Consider the following 20,557-nt stretch of genomic DNA (forward strand, 5'->3'; position numbering starts at 1 on the left):
GGGCGCCCGTCGAACTACTTCCAAAAAGATAAACCCTACGCCAGCCTGAGCCAGCCATGGACGTCACTCCTCATTTCCCGATCTACCTTGACTACGGCGCGACAACGCCGGTCGATCCGCGCGTCGTCGACGCGATGATTCCCTGGTTGCGCGAGCATTTCGGCAATCCGGCGTCGCGAAGTCATGCGTGGGGTTGGGAAGCCGAGGAGGCCGTCGAAAAGGCTCGCGCCGAAGTGGCCGACCTGATCGGGGCGGATCCGCGCGAGATCGTCTGGACGTCCGGCGCCACCGAGTCGAACAACCTCGCCCTGAAGGGTGCAGCGCAGTTTTACAAGGGCAAGGGCAAGCATCTCATCACGGTGAAGACCGAGCACAAGGCCGTGCTCGACACCATGCGTGAGCTTGAGCGCCAAGGTTTTGAAGTCACTTACCTGGATGTCCAGGAAGACGGCCTGCTCGATCTCGAGGCCTTCAAGGCTGCCATTCGCCCGGATACCATCCTTGCGAGCGTCATGTTCGTGAACAACGAGATCGGCGTGATCCAGGACGTCGTTGCACTGGGCAGCATCTGCCGCGAAAAGGGCGTGATCTTCCACGTCGACGCTGCACAGGCCACCGGCAAGGTCGAAATCGACGTCAAGAACCTGCCGATCGACCTGATGAGCCTGGCTTCGCACAAAACCTATGGCCCCAAGGGCATCGGCGCGCTGTACGTGCGCCGCAAGCCGCGCGTGCGCCTCGAAGCGCAGATGCACGGTGGCGGTCACGAGCGCGGCATGCGTTCGGGCACCTTGCCCACGCACCAGATCGTGGGCATGGGTGAGGCTTTCCGTCTTGCCAAGCTCGAAATGAAGGAAGACATCGCCAAGGCGCGCGCACTGCAACAGCGCCTTCTCGATGGCTTGAAGGACGTGGAGCAGGTGTTCATCAACGGCGATCTCGAGCACCGCGTACCGCACAACCTCAACATGAGTTTCAACTACGTCGAGGGCGAATCGCTGATCATGGGGATCAAGGGCCTGGCCGTCTCCAGCGGATCTGCCTGCACCTCGGCAAGCCTCGAACCCAGTTATGTGCTGCGCGCCTTGGGCCGCAGCGACGAACTTGCGCACAGCAGCTTGCGCATGACGATCGGCCGCTTCACGACCGAAGAAGAAATCGACTACGCGATTTCGACGATCAAGCACAACGTTGCCAAGCTCCGCGAGCTGAGCCCATTGTGGGAGATGTTCCAGGACGGCATCGACATCAGCACGATCCAGTGGTCGGCTCACTAGAAATCCAAGAGGTACCCTATGGCTTACTCATCCAAGGTCATTGACCACTACGAAAATCCGCGCAACGTCGGCTCCTTCGAAAAGGGCGACGACACGGTGGGCACCGGCATGGTCGGCGCTCCTGCCTGCGGCGACGTCATGAAGCTGCAGATCAAGGTCAACCCGGAAACCGGCGTGATCGAAGATGCACGCTTCAAGACCTACGGCTGCGGCTCGGCGATCGCTTCTTCGTCGCTGGTGACCGAGTGGGTCAAGGGCAAGACGCTCGACGAGGCGGCTGCCCTCAAGAACGCACAGATCGCCGAAGAACTGGCGCTGCCGCCCGTCAAGATCCATTGCTCCATCCTCGCGGAAGACGCGATCAAGGCCGCAGTCAGCGACTACAAGGCCAAGCACGGCGTCGCTGCCGCGACGACGGAAGCTGTTCACTGACATGGCTGTGACACTGACCGAATCGGCCGCGCGCCACGTCACCCGCTACCTCGGTAAGCGAGGCAGGGGCGTGGGCGTGCGGTTGGGCGTCAAGACCACCGGCTGCTCTGGTCTGGCCTACAAGCTCGAGTACGTCGACGAGTTGACGCCCGAGGACGTGGTGTTCGAAGACCATGGCGTCAAGGTGCTGGTCGACCCCAAGAGCCTGGCCTATATCGATGGCACGCAGTTGGACTTCGTTCGCGAGGGCCTCAATGAAGGCTTCAAGTTCAACAACCCCAATGAACGCGACCGTTGCGGCTGCGGCGAAAGCTTTCGCATCTGATCCCGATCGGCTTCGCGCCCGAGCCGCCAACATGTCATGTGCTGGCGGCTTTTTAACGCCATGAACCTGAACGACACCGACTTCGACCTTTTCGCCGTCCCCGCGACCTTCGCGCAGGACCGTGCCGCGCTGGACGCCCGCTGGAAGGAATTGCAGCGCGAAGCCCATCCCGACCGGTTCGCCGCCCAAGGCGCCGCGGCGCAGCGAGTGGCCATGCAATGGTCGGTGCGGATCAACGAGGCTTATCAACGCCTTAAGAATCCGATCAAGCGCGCTACCTACCTGTGCGAACTGAACGGCTCTGCCATCAACGCCGAGCACAACACGGCGATGCCGTCTGACTTCTTGATGCAACAGATGGCGTGGCGGGAAGAGCTCGATGAGGCACAAGACGCCGCTGAGCTCGAAAAGCTGCGGCGCGAGGTCGAAACGGGCCGCGCCCGTGCGCTGTCGTCGCTGGATTGGCTCATTGATGAAAAGGGCGACTACCCTGCAGCCGCACGTCAGGTGAGAGCCCTCATGTTCATAGAGCGCTTTGCCGAGGACGTCGAAACCAAGTCCGATCAGTGGGGACAATAGAGCCATGGCGTTGCTTCAGATTTCAGAACCCGGCCAGGCGCCCGACCCGCATCAGCGCCGAATCGCTGTCGGCATCGACCTTGGCACGACCCACTCCCTGGTGGCGGCCGTGCGCAACGGCGTCGCGGACTGCCTGCCCGACGCCGAAGGGCGTGTGGTGATGCCCTCGGCGGTGCGCTATCTCGACAAGGAGCGGCGCCAGATCGGCTTTGAAGCGCTGGCAGCGCGCGCCACCGATCCGGCCAACGTCATCACCTCCGTCAAACGGCTGATGGGCCGCGGCATCCAGGATGTCGCCAACCGCGACGCCATGGCCTATCACCTGACGGGCGACGATGGCATGGTCAAGGTACAGACCGTGGCCGGCGACAAGTCGCCGATCGAAGTCAGCGCGGAAATCCTCGCGACCTTGCGCTATCGTGCAGAAGACACTTTCGACGACGAGCTCTACGGCGCCGTGATCACGGTGCCCGCCTACTTCGACGAAGGCCAGCGCCAGGCCACGAAGGATGCCGCGCAACTCGCCGGCCTCAATGTATTGCGGCTGATCAGCGAGCCCACGGCGGCCGCGATCGCCTATGGCCTGGACAACGCCAGCGAGGGCGTCTATGCCGTCTACGACCTTGGCGGCGGTACGTTCGATATTTCGATCCTCCGGTTGACCCAGGGCGTGTTCGAGGTCATTTCGACGGGAGGCGATTCGGCGTTGGGCGGGGACGACTACGACCACGCACTCGCCAACTTCGTGCTGTCGCAGACCGGTCACAAGGCACAGGACGATGCCGACAGGGCCTCGCTTCTGGTAGCAGCACGAGCCGCCAAGGAGGCACTGTCTTCCGTCGAAGCAACCACCTTTACCGCGAGACTGGCGGAGGCAGATATCAACCTCGAGGTGCGGCGCGAACAGTTCGACGGAGCCACTGCGGGCCTGACGGCACGAACGATCGCGGCTGTGCGCAAGGCCCTGCGCGATGCTCGCCTGCAGTCTGCAGATCTGCAGGGCATCGTGCTGGTCGGTGGCGCCACCCGCATGCCGCAGATTCGCCATGCGGTCGGCGATTTCTTCGGCCGCGATCCCCTGATCAATCTCAACCCCGACGAAGTTGTCGCGCTCGGCGCGGCGATCCAGGCCAACCAGTTGGCAGGCAACGGCGGAGCGGACGACTTGCTGCTGCTCGACGTGATTCCGCTCTCGCTCGGCATCGAGACAATGGGTGGCCTCGTCGAACGTATCGTTCCGCGCAACCAGACCATTCCGACGGCGATGGCCCAGGACTTCACGACGTACAAGGACGGCCAGACCGCGCTCGCCCTTCACGTGGTGCAGGGCGAGCGCGATCTTGTCGCCGACTGCCGCAGCCTTGCCCGCTTCGAGTTGCGCGGCATTCCGCCGATGGCCGCAGGTGCCGCGCGCATCCGAGTCACCTTCACGGTCGACGCCGATGGTCTGCTCAGCGTGAGTGCCAAGGAGCAGGGCAGCGGCGTGGAGGCCAGTGTCACGGTCAAGCCGTCATACGGTCTTTCCGATGACCAGATCGCCACCATGCTGCAGGAAAGCTTCTCGACGGCGCAGCAGGACATGCAGGCGCGCGCGCTGGTCGAGGCGCGGGTGGATGCCGACCGCATGCTGCTTGCGACCCAGAGTGCGCTTGAAGCGGATGGTTCGCTCCTGACCCCTGAAGAGCATGGCGCCATCGAGGCATTGATGAGCGCGCTGCGAAGCGCCAGCTCCGCCAGCGATGCCGCCGTGGTCGAAGCTGCCACCAAGGCGCTGGCCGACGGCACCGAGGCCTTCGCTGCCCAACGCATGAACGCCGGCATCGCGCGTGCGCTCGCCGGCCGCCAGATCGAATCCCTGTAGAAGCTCAATGCCCACGATCAAGATCCTTCCCCATCCAGAGTACTGTCCTCAAGGCGCGGAGATCAGCGCGCCTGCCGGCACCTCGATCTGCGAGGCCCTGCTCGAGAACCACATCAACATCGAGCATGCCTGCGAGATGAGCTGCGCGTGCACCACCTGCCACGTCATCGTGCGCCAGGGTCTCGGTTCGCTCAATGAAGCGGAAGAGGGCGAGGAAGACCTGCTCGACCGCGCATGGGGCCTCGAGCCGCAATCGCGGCTGAGCTGCCAGGCGATACTCGCGCAGACCGACCTGACGGTCGAGATCCCGAAATACTCGATCAACCACGCGAAAGAAAACCACTGATGACCCGGCAGATCGTTCTCGACACCGAAACCACGGGCCTCTCGGCCGAGAACGGCGACCGCATCATCGAACTGGGATGCGTGGAGCTGTTCAATCGCAAGCTCACCGGCAACGACCTGCACATCTACTTCAACCCCGAGCGCGAGAGCCACGAGGACGCGCTCAAGGTGCACGGCCTCACGACCGATTTCCTGCGCGACAAACCGAAGTTCGCAACGCTGGCCAATGACATCGTCGAGTACCTGCGTGACGCCGAACTGATCATTCACAACGCGGCCTTCGACGTCGGCTTCCTGAACAAGGAGCTGGAGCTTGCCGGCTTGCCGCCGCTGCGAGGTTTTGTCGGCGAAGTCACCGACACGCTCGCGATGGCGAAGATGGTCTACCCCGGCAAGCGGAATTCGCTCGATGCGCTGTGTGACCGCTTTGGCGTCGATCGTTCGAACCGCACTTTCCACGGCGCAAAGCTTGACGCGCAACTGCTTGCCGATGTCTACATCAATCTCACGCGTGGACAGGATGCGCTCCTGATCGACGTCGCGACGAACGAGCCGACGCAGAGCATCGTCATCGCCGTGGACCTGAGAACCTTCGAACTGCCGGTGCTGATGGCGACGGACCATGAACTCGCCGCCCACGAGGAAGTGCTGCTGCAGCTCGACAAGTCCAGCAACAGCCGCACGCTTTTCCGCCAGATGGCCGAAAAAGCTGTGGCATAATTGCGGGCTTCGCACCACACGGCGCGAAGAATTCCAAAGGCCGCATGTCATCCGCATGTGCGCCGCGGGCGGTTAGCTCAGGGGTAGAGCACAGCATTCACACTGCTGGGGTCGGAGGTTCGAAGCCTCCACCGCCCACCAAATTCCCCCTCTCGTTTCGTCTCTTGTATCGGCTGCCCCGATGCCATGCGCTGTCGCCTTCCTTCAACTGATTCGGCTGGAGGCGGAACCGCTGGCGCGGGCGGCCGCATTGGAGGTGATCTCCATCCAGCGCCGCGAAGTCGTCCACCTGCACGCTCTTGTCGTACTCCCACAACGCATTGCCGAATCAACAGGGTCGACTCTGCATGGTTAGTGGATGACTCGGCATGACCGTCTCTGTGTGAGACGAATCCAACTGATGCAATGGCGACAGCTTCCCCAAAAGGGAAGTCGGCCCGGGGTCCAGTGAATGCACAGAAGTGCCAATCACGGTGAGTCCTTCGAACCCGAGCCCCATGTTTAACGTTGGAGAAACTTGCAATGAAAAAATCTCTGGTTGCCTTGGCTGCACTGGCTGTCGCCGGAGTCGCTTCGGCCCAGTCGTCGGTCACCCTGTTCGGTGTGGTTGATGCCGCCATCAGTGGCTATTCGAACAAGGCGGAGAACCGCTTTACCGGCGTCGGTACGACCGTGAGCCAAACCGCGATGACCAACTCTGGCTACAACTCGAGCCGTCTGGGCTTTCGTGGCACCGAAGATCTCGGAGGTGGCCTGGCTGCCAGCTTCTGGCTCGAAGCCGGCATCAACAACAACAACGGTTCAGGCAAAGCCGAGGGCGGCGGCTTGATGTTCGACCGTCGTTCGACCGTCAGCCTGTCTGGCCCGTTCGGTGAAGTTCGCGCCGGCCGCGACTACACCCCGACCTACTGGAACGACACCGTGTTCGATCCGTTCGGCACCAACGGCGTGGGCTCCAGCCTGATCTATGCGGCCAGCAATACGGGCGAGCGCAACTACGCCCGAGCCAGCAACTCGATCGGCTACTTCCTGCCGCCGAACCTGGGTGGCTTCTACGGCCAGGTCATGTACGTGTTCAACGAACGGGTCACCTACGACCCGGCCGAGTTGACGCCGGATGTGCCTAATTCCCAGCGCGCCGGTCGCTATGTCGGCGGCCGCGTGGGCTATGCCAACGGTCCGCTCGACGTGGCGCTGTCCTATGGTCAGGACACCGTCGGGGACGACTTCTTCGCGGGTTCGACCACCAACCTGGAAACGGTGAACCTCGGCGCTTCCTACGACTTCGGCCCCGTCAAGCTCTTCGGCGAGTACTCGGACAACAAGCTGAAGACCGACTGGAGCGTTCCGGTGTTCGACAACCAGCGGGATCCCGGTTTCAGGGGCTGGTTGCTTGGTGCATCGGTGCCTGTCGGCGCGGGACTGATCCGCGCTGCCTACTCTGCGGTGGAGTACCAGACCGTGGTCGAGCCGGGCTTCGAAAAGCCGAAGGCCGGCAAGTTCGCGATCGGCTACGTTCACAACCTGTCGAAGCGCACAGCCGTGTACACGACCATTGCGCGTGTGACCAACAAGAACGGTGCCGACCTGACCGTGGGTGGCCCGGGGTACGCCTTCATCGACGGCGCCCTGATGAGCCCGAAGAATTCCACAGGCTACGACATCGGCCTGCGCCACTCGTTCTGACGGGACAACTGGCGAAGTCCAACTTCACCAGGTAAGTCCTGAAGGCTGCCCGCGAATGTCGGGCGGCCTTTTTCGCTTTGATGCGTTCGGGCGAAACGAGAGGTTGGCCAGGGAGAGAAAAAATGTCGAACAGTGTTCTGTCAACACACTCCGCAGAGAAGATGCTGGATCTCAACGATCTTCGCGTCTTCTCGTACGTCGCTTCATTTGCCAGCTTTTCGTTGGCAGCTGATGCGTTGAAGATTCACAAATCGAGCGTGAGCCGAAGTGTCGCCCGGCTCGAGACGATGCTCGAAGCGCCATTGCTCCAGCGCACCACACGCAAGGTTCGCCTCACGCGCCGTGGCAGCGCGCTGAAAGAGCATTGCTCTGAAATCCTCTTGCGCATCAACGAGACCATCGGCTACGTGGGCGGCGTGGCCGACGAGAATTCGGTCCGCGACTAGCGTGTCGGGGGCGGTCCGCCTGGCGCGGGCGCTTCGAACGATGAGAGTTTGCCATGGCGACGCCTCATCGTTCCCTGTCGATCAACGCAAGCCGCCGCTGCGCAGATCCTGTCGCATCTTGCTCGGCGCGACGCGATACCAGCCCTTGAATTTGCGGCTGAAGCTGGTCGGGTCGGCGTAACCCAACTGCGATGCAATGGACTCCATCGACAACTCGGTGTGCTGCAGGTACCAGGCGGCGTGCGTCTTGCGCAGTTCATCCTTGAGGTCGGAGTACGTGACATCGGCCGCCGCGAGCCTTCGAACCAACGTGCGCTGGGAAATGCCCAAGTCCGAAGCAACGTCATGCGTGTCCGGGTTGCTTGTCAGGCGCTCGAAGAGCGCGCGCCGGACGCGTTGGACGAACGTGCCCTGTCCCAATTCCGACTCCATGCGTCGGCAGGACTCGAAGGCCTCCGCGAAGGCCTTGGCGTCGGCGCAGGCCGACGGTGCACGCAGCAGCTCCGCAGGCAGTTCGAAGGTCAGGCATTCCTGATCGAAGGCCACGCTGCGAACGTAGCGCAGGCACGGCACATCGTTGTCGGACGCACGGGCGTAAGGCAGTCCCACAGTCAGTTCGTCGACGGGCCGCCCGAGAATGGCCTCCAGCAGACGCACCTGTGCGCCGACGATGGACTGCATCACGAACACATGGGTCTCGCCGAGGGGCAGCAATGGCCTGACCCTGAGTGCGCTCCAGCGGGGTCCGTTTTCCACCTGGAAGTCCACGCTGCCGAAGATCAACTTCGCGTGACGGCTCATGACCTGCAGGCCCTCGCCCAAGCTGTCGCTGGTCACCGCGGCAATTCCGACGGGGCTGTGGTACGGCTGCAGCATCGACCCGGCCATCAGGCCGAGGGCCGGCTCGCCACTGCACCGGATGGCATGGGCGACAAACCGACGGAAGACGGCGAAGTCGACCATCTGCTGCCCTTCATGGAGATCCTGCCAAGCCAGGCCTGCGCTGGCGAGCACGGTTGATGGCTGTACCCCGCGGCCATTGAGGCAATCGAGGATGCTTCGGATGTAGACCGGGTGGGCGAACGGGATGGAGGTCTCGTCCTCGATGTTCATAACTGAGTGGTTGCGCGATGCCGGAGGCTCGGGCGGCTGTCTGGCGTCCAGCGATCGCGTCGCTGGACCGGGTGAAATGGCTGTCTGTTCCGAGTCGTTTTTCGACTGTCTGACTCTACAGTTCTCCCCCGAAAGGGCGGTCTTCATGTCGAGGTGAAATCTCGGAAAACCTGCCTGAAATTTAGGCGCGCGAAGCGGCTGTATTCGGTGCCTTCATCGTGGGAACAACACGCTTCCGAACCTGAGACCGAATTGCCTTTCGATGAGGTGGCAACGTCTTCTGCACAGCAAGACCCTTCTGCAATCAAGCCGTGCTTCGTGTCGGACCCGACCGACGCAAAATGACTGGATGCGCCGTACTCGCATTTCTGCAGCAGTCGTGGAATGGCGCAGGAAGGAGCACGCCATGGCCACCAATCCTGATCGCCCGACGCCCATCACAGCCGATCCCCCGGACCTGCCCGAACTGCCCGTGGAGCCCGATAAGGGCCCCGCCACGCCTCCCGGCAACCCGACCGACCCCGAGAGCCCGTTCACGGTGCAGCCGGAGTGAACGAGCCGTCCGCCGTCCCGCTAAGCTCGCGGGATGGATGAATTCGATTGCGCCGTCATCGGCGCCGGCGTCGTGGGGCTCGCTGTCGCCCGCGCGCTGGCATTCCAGGGCCGTGAGGTCATCGTGCTGGAGGCCGAAGGGGCCATCGGCACAGGCACGAGCTCTCGCAACAGCGAGGTGATCCACGCCGGCATCTACTACCCGCAGGGCTCGCTGAAGGCCCGGTTGTGCGTGGAGGGCAAGCAGATGCTCTACGACTACGCGGGACAGCGGGGCTTGCCCCATCGCCGCTGCGGAAAGCTCATCGTGGCCACTTCCCAGGCCCAGGTCGGGCAACTCGACGCGATCATGGCCAAGGCACGCGCCAATGGCGTGGACGACCTCGTGCTGCTCACGCGAGAGCAGGCTCGCGCGATGGAGCCGCAACTCGAATGCCACGCAGCCCTGCATTCGCCTAGCACCGGCATCGTCGACAGTCATGCCCTGATGCTGAGCCTGCAGGGCGATCTCGAAAACGCGGGGGGGACGGTGGCGCTCAAGTCGGGTGTCGAACGCGCAGAGTGCGTGGGCGGAGCCGTCGTCCTGAGCGCACAGGACGGAACCGAGCTGCGATGCAGGACCGTGGTCAATGCAGCGGGTCTTGCGGCCCCTGCGCTGGCGCGGCGCTTCCAGGGGCTGTCCGCGAATGCCGTGCCTTCGGCGTACTTCGCCAAGGGCAACTACTTCACCCTGGCGGGTCGCGCGCCGTTCAGTCGGCTGATCTACCCGGTGCCGGAGCCTGCAGGCCTCGGCGTGCACCTGACGCTCGACCTGGGCGGGCAGGCGAAGTTCGGCCCGGATGTCCAGTGGGTGGCGTCCCCCGACGACCTGGTCGTGGACCCGGCGCGCGGCGACGGCTTCTATGCGGAAGTGCGCAAGTACTGGCCTGCATTGCCTGATGGCGCGCTGATTCCCGGGTACGCGGGTATCCGCCCCAAGATTTCCGGGCCGGACGAGGCGGCAGCCGATTTCAGGATCGAAGGGCCGGCGAGCCATGGCGTGCCGGGGCTGGTCAACCTGTTCGGGATCGAGTCACCGGGGCTGACCAGCAGCCTGGCGATCGGCAGGCACGTGGCTGAACTGCTGTTGTAGAAGCGCGCGGGCATGTACCATCGACCGACACGCCGTTTGGCGTGGACCGCCGGCGCGGTGTCGGCGCGTTTGAGTTCTGAGGAGGACCCTATTCAATGACTGTATCCACCAATCTCGAAGCAGCGGCCAACGCCGTGGCTGAAGACATCGCGAGCGACGTCCGTGGCGTGCTTGCCAGCAAGGATCTCGATTCGGTGCCGCACATCAAGGCGCTGCGTCAGCGCATCGACAGCAAGCTCGCGATCGCACGCGAACTCGCCGCAGAAAAAAGCAGGGTCGCCGCCAAGAAGGCGCGCGAAGCAGCCAATACGGCCAACGCCTACGCTCACGACGAGCCATGGCAGATCGCCGGCGCTGCGCTGGCGGTGGGCGTGTTGGTGGGCCTCCTGCTTGGCCGCCGCTGAGCGTCGCCCGACCGGCGCTCGCGGAGGCAGCCGATGAGGCTGTCGAAGCTCTTCGGGGTCAAGCGCTACCTTCGCCGGTTGCGCATCCTGGCCGGTGAGGGTGCACTGGCAGCCGAAGACCGGGTGCAACTCCTGCGCTTCGCGTGGGAGGACGAGAAGAAGCGTCTGCAATCGATCCTGGCGTTGGTGATCGCGGTCATCGGGCTCACGACGATTGCAATCGCTTTGTTGTCGGTGGCGATCGTCGTGCATTTCTGGGATACGCCGCATCGCATCACAGCGGCTTGGCTCGTGGCCGCGGCCTGGGTCGCACTCTGGGTTGCGTCCGTGTTCGCCTTGCTGTCCACGCTGCGCAAGTCTTCCCACTCCTTCGATCCGGCGCGCGAGGCGTTCGAGCGCGACCTGGCATGGTTTCAGGAGAGTCTGGGTCGTACCCCTCGCGAAGAGGCAACACGACCCGCGCGGCCCGTCACTCGCGAGGAACTGCTCGCGCGCATCGAGCGCCAGCGCCAGCGGGTGTCGACGATGCAGGATGCGGCCGCAGGTGTGGGGGAAGCGCCAGCCCCTCCGGACGAATCCGCGAGCGCCAAGGCGATGCGCCTGGCGCGCGAGCATCCCATCGCGACCGGTGCGGCCGCCGCGGCCGTCGTGGCGGTGATAGGACCCCGTCGCCTCGTGCGCTGGGCGTCCGTCATCGTTCCGGTGATCTGGCGGATGCGCTGATCCCCGTCGCGTGCTCAGGTGCGGCGCTTGCGCAGCGCCTGGGCCGCTTCCCGCACCAGTGCGGGCCCCCGGTAGATCAGGCCGGTGTAGATTTGCACGAGGTCGGCGCCTGCCTCGATCTTGCCCTGCGCGTCGACCGCGCTCAGGACCCCGCCAACGCCGATGATCGGAAACCGCGGGCCCAACTCGGCGCGCAACTGCCCGATGACGCGATTGCTCGCCTCCCTGACGGGTGCGCCGGACAGACCACCGGCTTCGTTCGCGTGCGGCAGCCCCGCTACCGCGTCGCGCGCCAGCGTGGTGTTGGTGGCGATGACGCCGTCCATCCCGTGCCGCTGAAGCGTGGCCGCGATCACCTTGACCTGGGTTTCGTCCAAGTCCGGCGCGATCTTCACGAAGAGCGGGACCCGCTTGTCTTGCCGCGCAGCCAGCGCTTCGCGCTTGTCCGCGATCGCGCCGAGAAGGGCGTCGAGCGCCTCGTCGCTCTGGAGCGAACGCAGGTTGGCCGTGTTGGGGCTCGAGATGTTGATGGTCACGTAGTCCGCGTGGGGGTACACGCCATCGAGGGCGATCAGGTAGTCGTCCACCGCCCGTTCGATCGGCGTGGCCGCATTCTTGCCGATGTTGAGCCCGAGCAGCATCGGTGCCCTGGATGCGTTGCGTCGAAAGCGTGCGCGCTGGACGTTGGCGATGAACGCTTCGAGCCCTTCATTGTTGAAGCCGAGCCGGTTGATCAGTGCGTCGCGTTGCGGCAAGCGGAACATGCGCGGCTTCGGATTGCCCGGCTGAGGCTTGGGCGTCACGGTCCCCACCTCCACGAAGCCGAAGCCCATCGCGGCAAAGGCGTCGATGCAACGGGCATTCTTGTCGAGGCCCGCCGCGAGTCCCACGCGGTTCGGAAACTGGAGGCCGGCGATCGTCACCCGGTCGTCCACGCGCGGCGCTGCGTAGGCGCAGGCCAGCGGCGTGTTCTGCGTGCGCGCGAGGGCGTCGAGCGTGAGTTCGTGGGCGTGCTCGGGGTCGAAACCAAAGAGGAAGGGTCGGGCAAGCCCGTAAAGCGAAGAGGGCAACAGCAGGGGCATCGGATAATTCTCGACTTCAATCAGCCAAGGATTCTCCCCGATGACCTCACCTGCCCCCGCTCCCGCCTTGACCCAGGACGAACTGAAGGCGCTGGTCGGCCGTGCCGCGCTGGACTACGTGGTGAAGGGCGAGATCGTCGGGGTCGGAACCGGCTCGACGGTGAACAAGTTCATCGACGCCTTGGCGACCATCAAGGGGGACATCCGTGGGGCCGTGTCGAGTTCGATGGCATCGACCGAGCGCCTTCGCGCATTGGGCATCCCTGTGTTCGACAGCAATGAAGTCGAGGAACTGGCGGTCTACATCGACGGTGCGGACGAGATCGACGGCCGTGGCTACATGATCAAGGGCGGCGGCGCTGCACTCACGCGCGAGAAGATCGTGGCCGCGCAATCCAAGCGCTTCGTCTGCATCGCCGATGCCTCCAAGCTCGTGAACACGCTCGGCGCCTTCCCGCTGCCCGTGGAGGTGATTCCGATGGCGGCGCGGCGCGTGATCCGGCAGTTCACGCGGCTGGGTGGGCTGGCACAGGTCCGCGAGAAGGACGGCATGCCGCTCGTGACCGACAACGGCCAGCACATCGTCGACGTGACCGGGCTGCGGATCCCCGATCCGCTAGGCTTCGAGAGCGAGGTGAACCAGTGGCCGGGCGTCGTCACGGTGGGCGTCTTTGCCCATCAGCGGGCCGGCGTGTGCCTCCTGGGCACATCGACGGGCGTGCGGACCATGCGCTTCAATTGAGCGCAGGCGCAACCGGCGTCAGAACTTGATGCCGGCAGGGTTGCTCGGCGTAGGGCCGCTGGCTGCGGCAGGCGGCGGAGGGGGCTGTACTGCGGGTGCGGGCGCAGCAGGCTGCTGCGGAGCCGACTGCAAGGCGACCAATGGCTGCGCTGGCGGATTGCGATAGCCACTGGGCAACTGCGCGCTCTTCGGATAGCCCGCCGCATCCAGGTACTGCGACCATTCGGCATCCGAAAAACCCTTGAGCTGCTGCGAGCCGATCGCAAGCAGGGGCAGGTTGTTCTGCCCGCTCAGCCGCTGCAGCGCGCCGATGTCCTCGTTGGTCTTGACGGTGCGTTCCTCGAACGGAACGCCCCGCGTGATGAGCAGGGAGCGGCCCGCGCCGCACGGTCCGCATTCGTCGCCGGTGTAGAGCGTGACCGGGTAGCGCTGCGTCACTTGCCGCAGTTCGTAGGGCAGGCCTGAATTCGCGGCGATCGAACTGCCGGTGGACGGCGCGGCAGGCTGGGCGTTGGCCGTCGGCGGCTGATCGGAAAAGGTGACCTTGCCGTTCTTGTCCACGTTGCGGTAGACGGGCTGCGCGAGCGTGGCGCAGGCGACCATCAGCAGGGCGAGGCCCGAGAGGGCGGCGTTGAGCTTCATCGATGACTCCCGTTTTCGGATGTAACCGAGTATCTCAGGCTCCGCGGCCAACGCCGCCGATTCTCAAGCCGCCTGCGTCGCCGCCATGCCCTGGTGTCGCAGCAGCGCATCGAGTTGGGGTTCGCGGCCACGGAAGGCCTTGAAGGATTCCATCGCAGTGCGGCTGCCGCCGGCTTCGAGGATGGCCTGGCGGTACTTGCGGCCGGTCTCGATGCTCGGCTCGCCATTGGCGCCCGCCGTTTCCTCGAAGGCCGCATAGGCGTCGGCGCTCAGCACCTCGGCCCACTTGTAGCTGTAGTAGCCCGCCGCATAGCCGCCCGAGAAGATGTGGCTGAAGGTGTTGGGCGTGCGGCTGAAGGCCGGCGAGGGCATCACCGCGACTTCGTCGCGCACCTTGCCGAGCAGTGCCATGACATCGCCCGGCTTGGCGGTCGTGGCGTCGTACTCGGTGTGCAACAGCATGTCGAACAGCGAGAACTCGATCTGGCGCAGCGTCTGCAGCCCGCTCTGGAAATTCTTGGCCGCCGTCATCTTGTCGAAGAGCTCGCGGGGCAGGGGCTCGCCCGTGTCGACATGCGAGGTCATGTGGGCAAGAACATCCCACTCCCAGCAGAAGTTCTCCATGAACTGGCTCGGCAGCTCCACAGCATCCCATTCGACACCGCTGATGCCCGACACGTCGCGCTCGTTGATCTGCGTGAGCATGTGGTGCAGGCCGTGGCCAAACTCATGGAAAAGCGTGGTCACGTCGTCGTGCGTGAGCAGCGGCGGCTTGCCGTCGACACCCTCGGCGAAGTTGCACACCAACTGCGCGACGGGCGTCTGCAGCGTGCCGTTGTCGGGGCGCAGCCAGCGGGCGCGCACGTCGTCCATCCAGGCGCCGCCGCGCTTCGCGGCGCGGGCCGACGGGTCGAGGTAGAACTGGCCGACTTTTTGCCCGCCGCGCTCGATGCGATAGAACTCGACGCTCGGATGCCACACCGACGCCGTGTCTCGGCGGATCGAGACCTCGAACAAGGTCTCCACGATCTTGAACAGGCCGGCCATCACCTTCGGCGCGGTGAAGTACTGCTTCACCTCCTGCTCGCTGAAGGCGTAGCGCGCTTCCTTGAGCTTCTCGCCGATGTAGCTCCAGTCCCAGGGCTGCGGATCGAGGAGGCCGAGTTGCGCTTGCGCAAACGCGCGCAGGTCGGCCAGGTCGCGTTCGCCGTAGGGCTTGGCCTTGGTGGCCAGGTCGCGCAGGAACTTCACGACCTGCCCGGCCGATTCGGCCATCTTGGGCACGATGGAAAGTTCGCCGAAGTTGGGATAGCCAAGCAGCTTGGCCTCTTCCTGTCGCAATGCGAGGATTTCGCGGATCAGATCGGTGTTGTCGAAGGCCGGATCGCCGAATTCGCTGGCACGCGTGACATACGCGCGGTACAGCCTCTCGCGCAGTGCGCTGCTCTTGGCGAACTGCATGACCGGCAGGTAGGAGGGCATCTTCAGCGTGAGCTTGTAGCCGTCCTTGCCTTCCGCTTCGGCCGCGGCACGGGCTGCGCTGATGACATCGTCCGGCAGTCCGTCGAGTTCACCGAGCTGTGCGTACCAGGCGAAGGCATCCGTCGCGTCCAATGCGTTCTCACTGAATTTCTGGCTCAACTCGGCCTGGCGTTCCTGGATTTCCGCAAAACGCGTCTTCGCCGCGCCCTGCAGTTCGGCGCCGCCAAGCACGAAGTTGCGAATCGCGTTGCGATGGGCCTGCCGCTGCTCGACATTGAGCGAGGCCGGATCGATGGCCTTGTACTTGGCGTAGAGCCGCTCGTCCGACCCGAGCCGTGTCCAGAAGGCCGTAACGCGTGGCATCGCCTCGTTGTAGGCCGCACGCAGTTCGGGCGTGTCCGCCACAGCATTGAGATGGCCAACGGCTCCCCAAGCGCGGCTGAACCGCTCGGAAGCCACGTCCAGCACCTTGGAAATCGCGATCCAGTCAGCCGGAAACTCCGGCGCCGTCACCGTTTGCAGCGCCGTCTCGGCATCGGCCAGCAAAGCGTCGACTGCAGGCGCGACCTGCTCTGGCGTGATGCGATCGAACAGCGGGAGATCAGTAAAGTCGAGAAGCGGATTGGTCATACATAACTTTCCAGGCGAGCGAAGCGAGGCCCCTTCGGGAACCACCGCGGACCGGCTCTGCCGGGCCGCCGGTGGTGCCCCTTGAGGGGGAGGCAGCTACACGAAGTGAGCAAGCAACGGGGTGAATCCTAGTTTGCGCCGTGTTCGGCCGCTTCAAGAGTGTTGACGAGCAGCATCGCGCGGGTCATCGGGCCGACGCCACCGGGAACAGGCGTGATCCAGCCGGCGACTTCCTTCACCCCGTCGAAATCCACGTCGCCGGCCAACTTGCCATCGTCCTTGCGGTTCATGCCCACATCGATGACCACGGCACCGGGTTTCACCATGTCGGCCGTCAGGATGTTGCGCTTGCCCACCGCCGCGACGACCACGTCGGCCTGCCGGGTGAGGGCGCCCAGATCCTTCGTCGCGCTATGGCAGATAGTCACGGTCGCGCTCTTGGCCAGCAGCATCATCGCCATCGGCTTGCCGACGATGTTGCTTCGCCCGATCACCACCGCATGCTTTCCGCGCAGGTCGTAGCCGATAGATTCGAGCATCTTCATGCAGCCGTGCGGCGTGCAGGGCCAGAAGCCTGGCTGGCCCACCATCAGCGCGCCGGCGCTGGCGACGTGGAAGCCGTCGACGTCCTTGGCGGGCGAGATCGCCTCGATGACCCGGTGGCTGTCCATGTGCGGCGGCAGCGGAAGCTGCACCAAGATACCGTGCACCTTGGGGTCTTCGTTCAGGGCACGGATGCGCGCCAGCAGGTCGGCCTCGGTCATGGATGCGGGATAGCGCTCCAGGTTGGCGGTCAGCCCGGTCTCGCTGCTGTCGTTGACCTTGTGCTTGACGTAGACCTTGCTCGCCGGATCGTCGCCAACCAGCACGATCGCGAGCGTGGGCTCGATACCGCGGGCCTTGAGCGCCTCGATGCGGCCCGACACTTCGGCGCGGATTTTTCGGGACAGCGCGTTGCCGTCGATCAGTTGGGCGGTCATCGTTTTCGGAATTCCAAGTAAAAACGCCCGCTTGCGCAGGCGTGGAAGGCTGAAGGTGTCTCTCGCTCCGGCGACCGCTAGGCCTTGGCAGGGGCGGCCTGGCCGAGCGCGATCTTGAGCAGGTCGGCCACCGTGTTGGCGTTGAGCTTTTCCATGATGTTGGCGCGGTGCGCCTCCACCGTCTTGATGCTGATGCCAAGGTCGTCGGCGATCTGCTTGTTGAGGCGACCGGCGACGATGCGTTCGAGCACCTGCGCCTCGCGGCCGGTGAGCTTCGACAGCAGGGCGTCGCGGCTGGCGGACTGCTGGTGCTGCGCGAAGGCGCCGCGCGCATGTTCGAGCATGCGCTCGACGAGTGCCACGAGGGCCTCGTCGTTGAAGGGCTTCTGGATGAAATCCATGGCGCCCTTCTTCATGCTGTCGACCGCCATCGGCACGTCGCCGTGGCCGGTGATGACGACGATCGGCAGGGGGGAGCGGCGCTCGATGAGGCGGTCCTGCAACTCGATGCCCGACATGCCGCCCATGCGGATGTCGACGATCAGGCAGGCGACTTCGCGCGGGTCATAGCGGGATAGAAACGACTCTGCGGAGTCGAAGCAGCGGACCCGATAGTCCTTGCCCTCGAGCAGCCATTGGAGCGAATCGCGAACCGCTTCGTCGTCGTCGACGACATAGACCGTGCCCTTCTTCGGAATCAAACTCATGCAGGTACTTTCGCCTCGTTGCTTGCTACGGAATCGATAGCGTCCAACACCGGTAACCAGAAGGAAAAACGGCATCCGACGACATCCGGGCCATTGTAGATGTTCTCCGCCTGCATCCGGCCGCGGTGCGACTCGACGATCGTGCGGCAGAGATTCAGCCCGATGCCCATGCCTTCGGGCTTGGTGGAGAAGAAGGCTTCGTACAGCCGGTCCATCACTTCGGGGGCGAGGCCCATGCCGGTGTCCTGCACCGAGAACTCCACCGCGTTGTGCCCGTCGATGATCTTCGGCAGCACGCGCAGTTCGACGCTGCGGCGCGCCAGCGGACGGTTCGCCAGGTCGATGGATTCGGCTGCGTTCTTCAGCAGGTTGACCATCACCTGCTCGATCAGGATCGGGTCGACGCGCAGGATCGGCAGGCGCGCCGCGACGTAATGGTTGAGACGCACATTCCGCCGCCGCAGCTCGATGCCGGCCAGTTCGACCGCTTCGCTGACCATGATCGAGACTTCGGCCGGCGTCCGGTTCGGCTCGCTTCGCTTCACGAAAGAGCGGATGCGCTGGATGATCTGGCCGGCGCGCTGCGCCTGCTTCGAGGTCTTGTCGAGCGCCGCGAGCAGCGCTTCGGAATCGATCTGCTGGCCCTTGATGCGCGACATCATCCCGTTGCAGTAATTGGTGATGGCGGTCAGCGGCTGGTTGAGTTCGTGCGCGACGCTGGAGGCCATCTCGCCCATGGTGATCAGCCGGCTGGCGGCCTGCGCCCGATCGGCTTGCGCTGCCGACAGGTCTTCGGCATCGCGACGCGGCGTGATGTCGGTGGCGATGACCAGTTGCGCGAGCCTGCCGTCGACCCAGGTCAGGTAGCGCGAGCGCACTTCGAGCCACTTGCCGAGTTCGGGGACGAAGATCTCGTTGTTGGCTGGCTGCGCCGCGGTGAGCTGGTCGACGGGCAGCCCCGCAAAGGGGTCGACGTCGTCGAGGCCATCGTCGCGCGCATGCGAGGCCGGCACGCCCGCCTGCGCGACCATGCCCAGGTGGCCCACGGTGTTGGAGCCGAACCAGAGGCGGTAGAGCTTGTTGGCGAACAGCAGCTCCTCGCTGCCCAGCGGCGCGACCGACACCGAGGCATCCAGCGCTTCGAGCACCGTGGTGAAGCGCTCGTACGAGGCCGACAACTGCTCGCGGATGCGCGTCGGCTCCGTGATGTCGGTCATCGAGGTCATCCAGCCGGTCTGGTGGCCGCGGGCATCGATCAGCGGCGACACGTAGAGGCGGGCGTTGAACACACTGCCGTTCTTGCGCTTGACGCGCACCTGGAAGCCGCCAGGCAACGCGCGTCCGTGCAGCTCTTCCTCGAGCCGCTCGTTCATGACCTCGCGATCGGACTCCAGCCAGTAGGGGAAGGGGGGCGTCTGGCCGACGAGTTCGTTCTCGCTCCACCCGGTCATCGCACAGAAGGCCGCGTTCACATAGGTGATCCGGCCTTCCAGGTCGAGCACGCGCATCCCGGTGAGCATCGAGTTTTCCATCGCGCGGCGGAAGTTGGTTTCGGCCACCAGTGCCTGCTGGGCCTGCAGCCGGCGCCGCGTGTGACGCCAGGTACCGATCAGCATCCAACTCGTCAGCACGCTCAGCGCGCCGACCAGCCAGAACAGCCCGTTGCCGACGACCCCTTGCGAGGTGCGATAGGCCTGTGCCCGCAGCACCAGCGCATTGCCGACCGGGGACACCGGCACTTCGTACTCGTTGGTCCTGACGGTCCACGGCAGGAGCCGCGTACCGGCACCGCGTGCGCTCGCGACCGTGTTGCCGGCGATGAGGCCGCCCTTTGCATCCAGGAGCGAGACGGCGTAGCGCGCGGAGACTTCGGCGGGCATGCCGTAGCGCAACAGTCCGTCGATGGAGAATTCGCCGAGCAGCTCCCCCGCGAACAGGCCCTGGTCGAACAGCGGGACATGGAGCTGCAGCATCGGCGGCGGATCGCCACCGGCCAGTTGCAGCGAGAACACCGGCTGGCGCAGTTCGCGTGCGAGGGCGTAGTTGCTTTCGGTATCGCCCGGCCGCAGCACCTCCCCGATCTCGTGCTGCTGCGCCGGGTGGACGCTGGGCGCCGCGTAGCCGGCCTTGAAGCGGCGGCGATCGTCGATCCAGCTGACGGCCTGCAGCTCCGGGAACTGGCTCACCAGCGACTCTGCGCGGCTGGTGAATTCGGTGGCGTCAATCTCGCGGTTGGACGCATCGCGCGCAAGACGCATGAGCTGCTCCTGCCGCTCCAGGAGCCGAAGCCGTACGCGCTGCTGGGCGTACTCGACATCGCGCTTCACCGATTCCTGGACGCGCTCCATTTCTTCCGCGCGCAGGTACCAGAAGGCCGAGACGATGGCCGCGAGGAACAGGAGCACTGCCGCCAGCGGCGCGAGCATCGCGACCGCGTCCTGCAGCACAGGCGTCTGGCGTCGCCACCAGCGTCGCCACCAGGAAAGGGGCGACGCCGCGCTGCGCGCAACGGCGATCGGGGAGGAAAAGGGCATCGGACAAGTTTAGGTGAACGCTCTCCTGTCGGCTTGGACGCGTGCGCGACATCGACGTGGTCGGTGTGCATGAAGTTTCATAGGTGAATTTCACAATAAGAAAACGTTGAGCACCATTTGAAATTTCAATATTTCTGTGAGAAACTCCGCGCGCTGCCGGTTT

At 64.6% G+C, this 20,557-nt stretch carries 21 protein-coding genes and 1 tRNA gene; 15 read left to right on the forward strand and 7 right to left on the reverse strand.

Translation table 11 applies throughout. The features are described 5' to 3' along the window. The first annotated feature begins 56 nt into the window (after positions 1 to 56). The 10 genes from AC1D3B_RS03115 (at position 57) to AC1D3B_RS03160 (ending at position 7,671) form a co-directional block, all read left to right on the forward strand. A complete protein-coding gene (locus AC1D3B_RS03115) occupies positions 57 to 1,277 on the forward strand; it encodes an IscS subfamily cysteine desulfurase (RefSeq protein WP_478189195.1) in 1,221 nt (406 codons plus the stop codon). An 18-nt stretch (positions 1,278 to 1,295) separates the two neighbouring features. Beyond that, positions 1,296 to 1,709 carry a Fe-S cluster assembly scaffold IscU gene (iscU, locus tag AC1D3B_RS03120; RefSeq protein ID WP_478189196.1) on the forward strand — a complete coding sequence of 138 codons (414 nt, stop codon included), beginning with the start codon at positions 1,296 to 1,298 and terminating at the stop codon, positions 1,707 to 1,709. A gap of 1 nt (position 1,710) precedes the next feature. Continuing rightward, positions 1,711 to 2,034 carry an iron-sulfur cluster assembly protein IscA gene (gene iscA / locus AC1D3B_RS03125; RefSeq protein WP_478189197.1) on the forward strand — a complete coding sequence of 108 codons (324 nt, stop codon included), beginning with the start codon at positions 1,711 to 1,713 and terminating at the stop codon, positions 2,032 to 2,034. Between the two features lie 60 nt (positions 2,035 to 2,094). Continuing rightward, a complete protein-coding gene (gene hscB, locus AC1D3B_RS03130; protein ID WP_478189198.1) occupies positions 2,095 to 2,613 on the forward strand; it encodes a Fe-S protein assembly co-chaperone HscB in 519 nt (172 codons plus the stop codon). Positions 2,614 to 2,617: 4 nt separating this feature from the next. Then, positions 2,618 to 4,474, forward strand: coding sequence for a Fe-S protein assembly chaperone HscA (hscA, locus tag AC1D3B_RS03135; RefSeq protein WP_478189199.1), 1,857 nt, complete (start codon positions 2,618 to 2,620; stop codon positions 4,472 to 4,474). 7 nt (positions 4,475 to 4,481) lie between these two features. Then, positions 4,482 to 4,820: an ISC system 2Fe-2S type ferredoxin gene (gene fdx, locus AC1D3B_RS03140; RefSeq protein WP_478189200.1), complete on the forward strand. Its 339-nt coding sequence runs from the start codon at positions 4,482 to 4,484 to the stop codon at positions 4,818 to 4,820. After that, entirely contained in the window at positions 4,820 to 5,539 is a 720-nt protein-coding gene (dnaQ, locus tag AC1D3B_RS03145) for a DNA polymerase III subunit epsilon (RefSeq protein ID WP_478189201.1), read from the forward strand. Before fdx ends, dnaQ begins: the two co-directional genes overlap by 1 nt. A gap of 66 nt (positions 5,540 to 5,605) precedes the next feature. Next, positions 5,606 to 5,680: transfer RNA gene (locus AC1D3B_RS03150), tRNA-Val, on the forward strand. Positions 5,681 to 6,061: 381 nt separating this feature from the next. Beyond that, positions 6,062 to 7,225 (forward strand): porin, encoded by a 1,164-nt coding sequence (locus tag AC1D3B_RS03155; protein ID WP_478189202.1) that lies wholly within the window; start codon positions 6,062 to 6,064, stop codon positions 7,223 to 7,225. A gap of 122 nt (positions 7,226 to 7,347) precedes the next feature. Beyond that, on the forward strand, positions 7,348 to 7,671 hold the full coding sequence (locus AC1D3B_RS03160; RefSeq protein ID WP_478189203.1) for a LysR family transcriptional regulator: 324 nt from the start codon (positions 7,348 to 7,350) through the stop codon (positions 7,669 to 7,671). Between the two features lie 81 nt (positions 7,672 to 7,752). Here the strand turns inward: AC1D3B_RS03160 and AC1D3B_RS03165 are convergent, their stop codons facing one another. Then, positions 7,753 to 8,784, reverse strand: coding sequence for an AraC family transcriptional regulator (locus tag AC1D3B_RS03165; RefSeq protein ID WP_478189204.1), 1,032 nt, complete (start codon positions 8,782 to 8,784; stop codon positions 7,753 to 7,755). Between the two features lie 406 nt (positions 8,785 to 9,190). Between AC1D3B_RS03165 and AC1D3B_RS03170 the strand changes: the two genes are divergently transcribed. The 4 genes from AC1D3B_RS03170 (at position 9,191) to AC1D3B_RS03185 (ending at position 11,595) form a co-directional block, all read left to right on the forward strand. Beyond that, positions 9,191 to 9,337: a stereocilin gene (locus AC1D3B_RS03170; RefSeq protein WP_478189205.1), complete on the forward strand. Its 147-nt coding sequence runs from the start codon at positions 9,191 to 9,193 to the stop codon at positions 9,335 to 9,337. 33 nt (positions 9,338 to 9,370) lie between these two features. Continuing rightward, positions 9,371 to 10,468 (forward strand): NAD(P)/FAD-dependent oxidoreductase, encoded by a 1,098-nt coding sequence (locus AC1D3B_RS03175; protein ID WP_478189206.1) that lies wholly within the window; start codon positions 9,371 to 9,373, stop codon positions 10,466 to 10,468. A 95-nt stretch (positions 10,469 to 10,563) separates the two neighbouring features. Continuing rightward, positions 10,564 to 10,872, forward strand: coding sequence for a glycine zipper domain-containing protein (locus AC1D3B_RS03180; RefSeq protein ID WP_478189207.1), 309 nt, complete (start codon positions 10,564 to 10,566; stop codon positions 10,870 to 10,872). Positions 10,873 to 10,905: 33 nt separating this feature from the next. Continuing rightward, on the forward strand, positions 10,906 to 11,595 hold the full coding sequence (locus tag AC1D3B_RS03185; protein WP_478189208.1) for a phage holin family protein: 690 nt from the start codon (positions 10,906 to 10,908) through the stop codon (positions 11,593 to 11,595). Between the two features lie 14 nt (positions 11,596 to 11,609). Here the strand turns inward: AC1D3B_RS03185 and AC1D3B_RS03190 are convergent, their stop codons facing one another. Further along, complete coding sequence (locus AC1D3B_RS03190) at positions 11,610 to 12,677, reverse strand: quinone-dependent dihydroorotate dehydrogenase (protein WP_478189209.1); 1,068 nt, start codon at positions 12,675 to 12,677, stop codon at positions 11,610 to 11,612. Positions 12,678 to 12,717: 40 nt separating this feature from the next. Here AC1D3B_RS03190 and rpiA point away from each other — a divergent pair, with 40 nt between their 5' ends. Continuing rightward, positions 12,718 to 13,419, forward strand: a complete 702-nt coding sequence (rpiA, locus tag AC1D3B_RS03195; protein WP_478189210.1) for a ribose-5-phosphate isomerase RpiA — start codon at positions 12,718 to 12,720, stop codon at positions 13,417 to 13,419. 18 nt (positions 13,420 to 13,437) lie between these two features. On the opposite strand, the gene AC1D3B_RS03200 is transcribed toward rpiA, so the two are convergent. The 5 genes from AC1D3B_RS03200 to AC1D3B_RS03220 form a co-directional block, all read right to left on the reverse strand. Next, the gene (locus AC1D3B_RS03200; RefSeq protein WP_478189211.1) at positions 13,438 to 14,061 is read right to left on the reverse strand and encodes a glutaredoxin family protein; all 624 of its coding nucleotides are present in this window, start codon (positions 14,059 to 14,061) and stop codon (positions 13,438 to 13,440) included. Positions 14,062 to 14,124: 63 nt separating this feature from the next. After that, complete coding sequence (locus AC1D3B_RS03205) at positions 14,125 to 16,173, reverse strand: M3 family metallopeptidase (RefSeq protein WP_478189212.1); 2,049 nt, start codon at positions 16,171 to 16,173, stop codon at positions 14,125 to 14,127. A 128-nt stretch (positions 16,174 to 16,301) separates the two neighbouring features. Next, the gene (gene folD / locus AC1D3B_RS03210) at positions 16,302 to 17,153 is read right to left on the reverse strand and encodes a bifunctional methylenetetrahydrofolate dehydrogenase/methenyltetrahydrofolate cyclohydrolase FolD (RefSeq protein WP_478189213.1); all 852 of its coding nucleotides are present in this window, start codon (positions 17,151 to 17,153) and stop codon (positions 16,302 to 16,304) included. Positions 17,154 to 17,230: 77 nt separating this feature from the next. Continuing rightward, complete coding sequence (locus AC1D3B_RS03215) at positions 17,231 to 17,860, reverse strand: response regulator transcription factor (protein ID WP_028253580.1); 630 nt, start codon at positions 17,858 to 17,860, stop codon at positions 17,231 to 17,233. Beyond that, positions 17,857 to 20,394, reverse strand: a complete 2,538-nt coding sequence (locus AC1D3B_RS03220) for a PAS domain-containing sensor histidine kinase (RefSeq protein WP_478189214.1) — start codon at positions 20,392 to 20,394, stop codon at positions 17,857 to 17,859. Before AC1D3B_RS03220 ends, AC1D3B_RS03215 begins: the two co-directional genes overlap by 4 nt. Between the last annotated feature and the right edge of the window lie 163 nt (positions 20,395 to 20,557).

The organism is Variovorax sp. P5_A3, assembly GCF_056400665.1.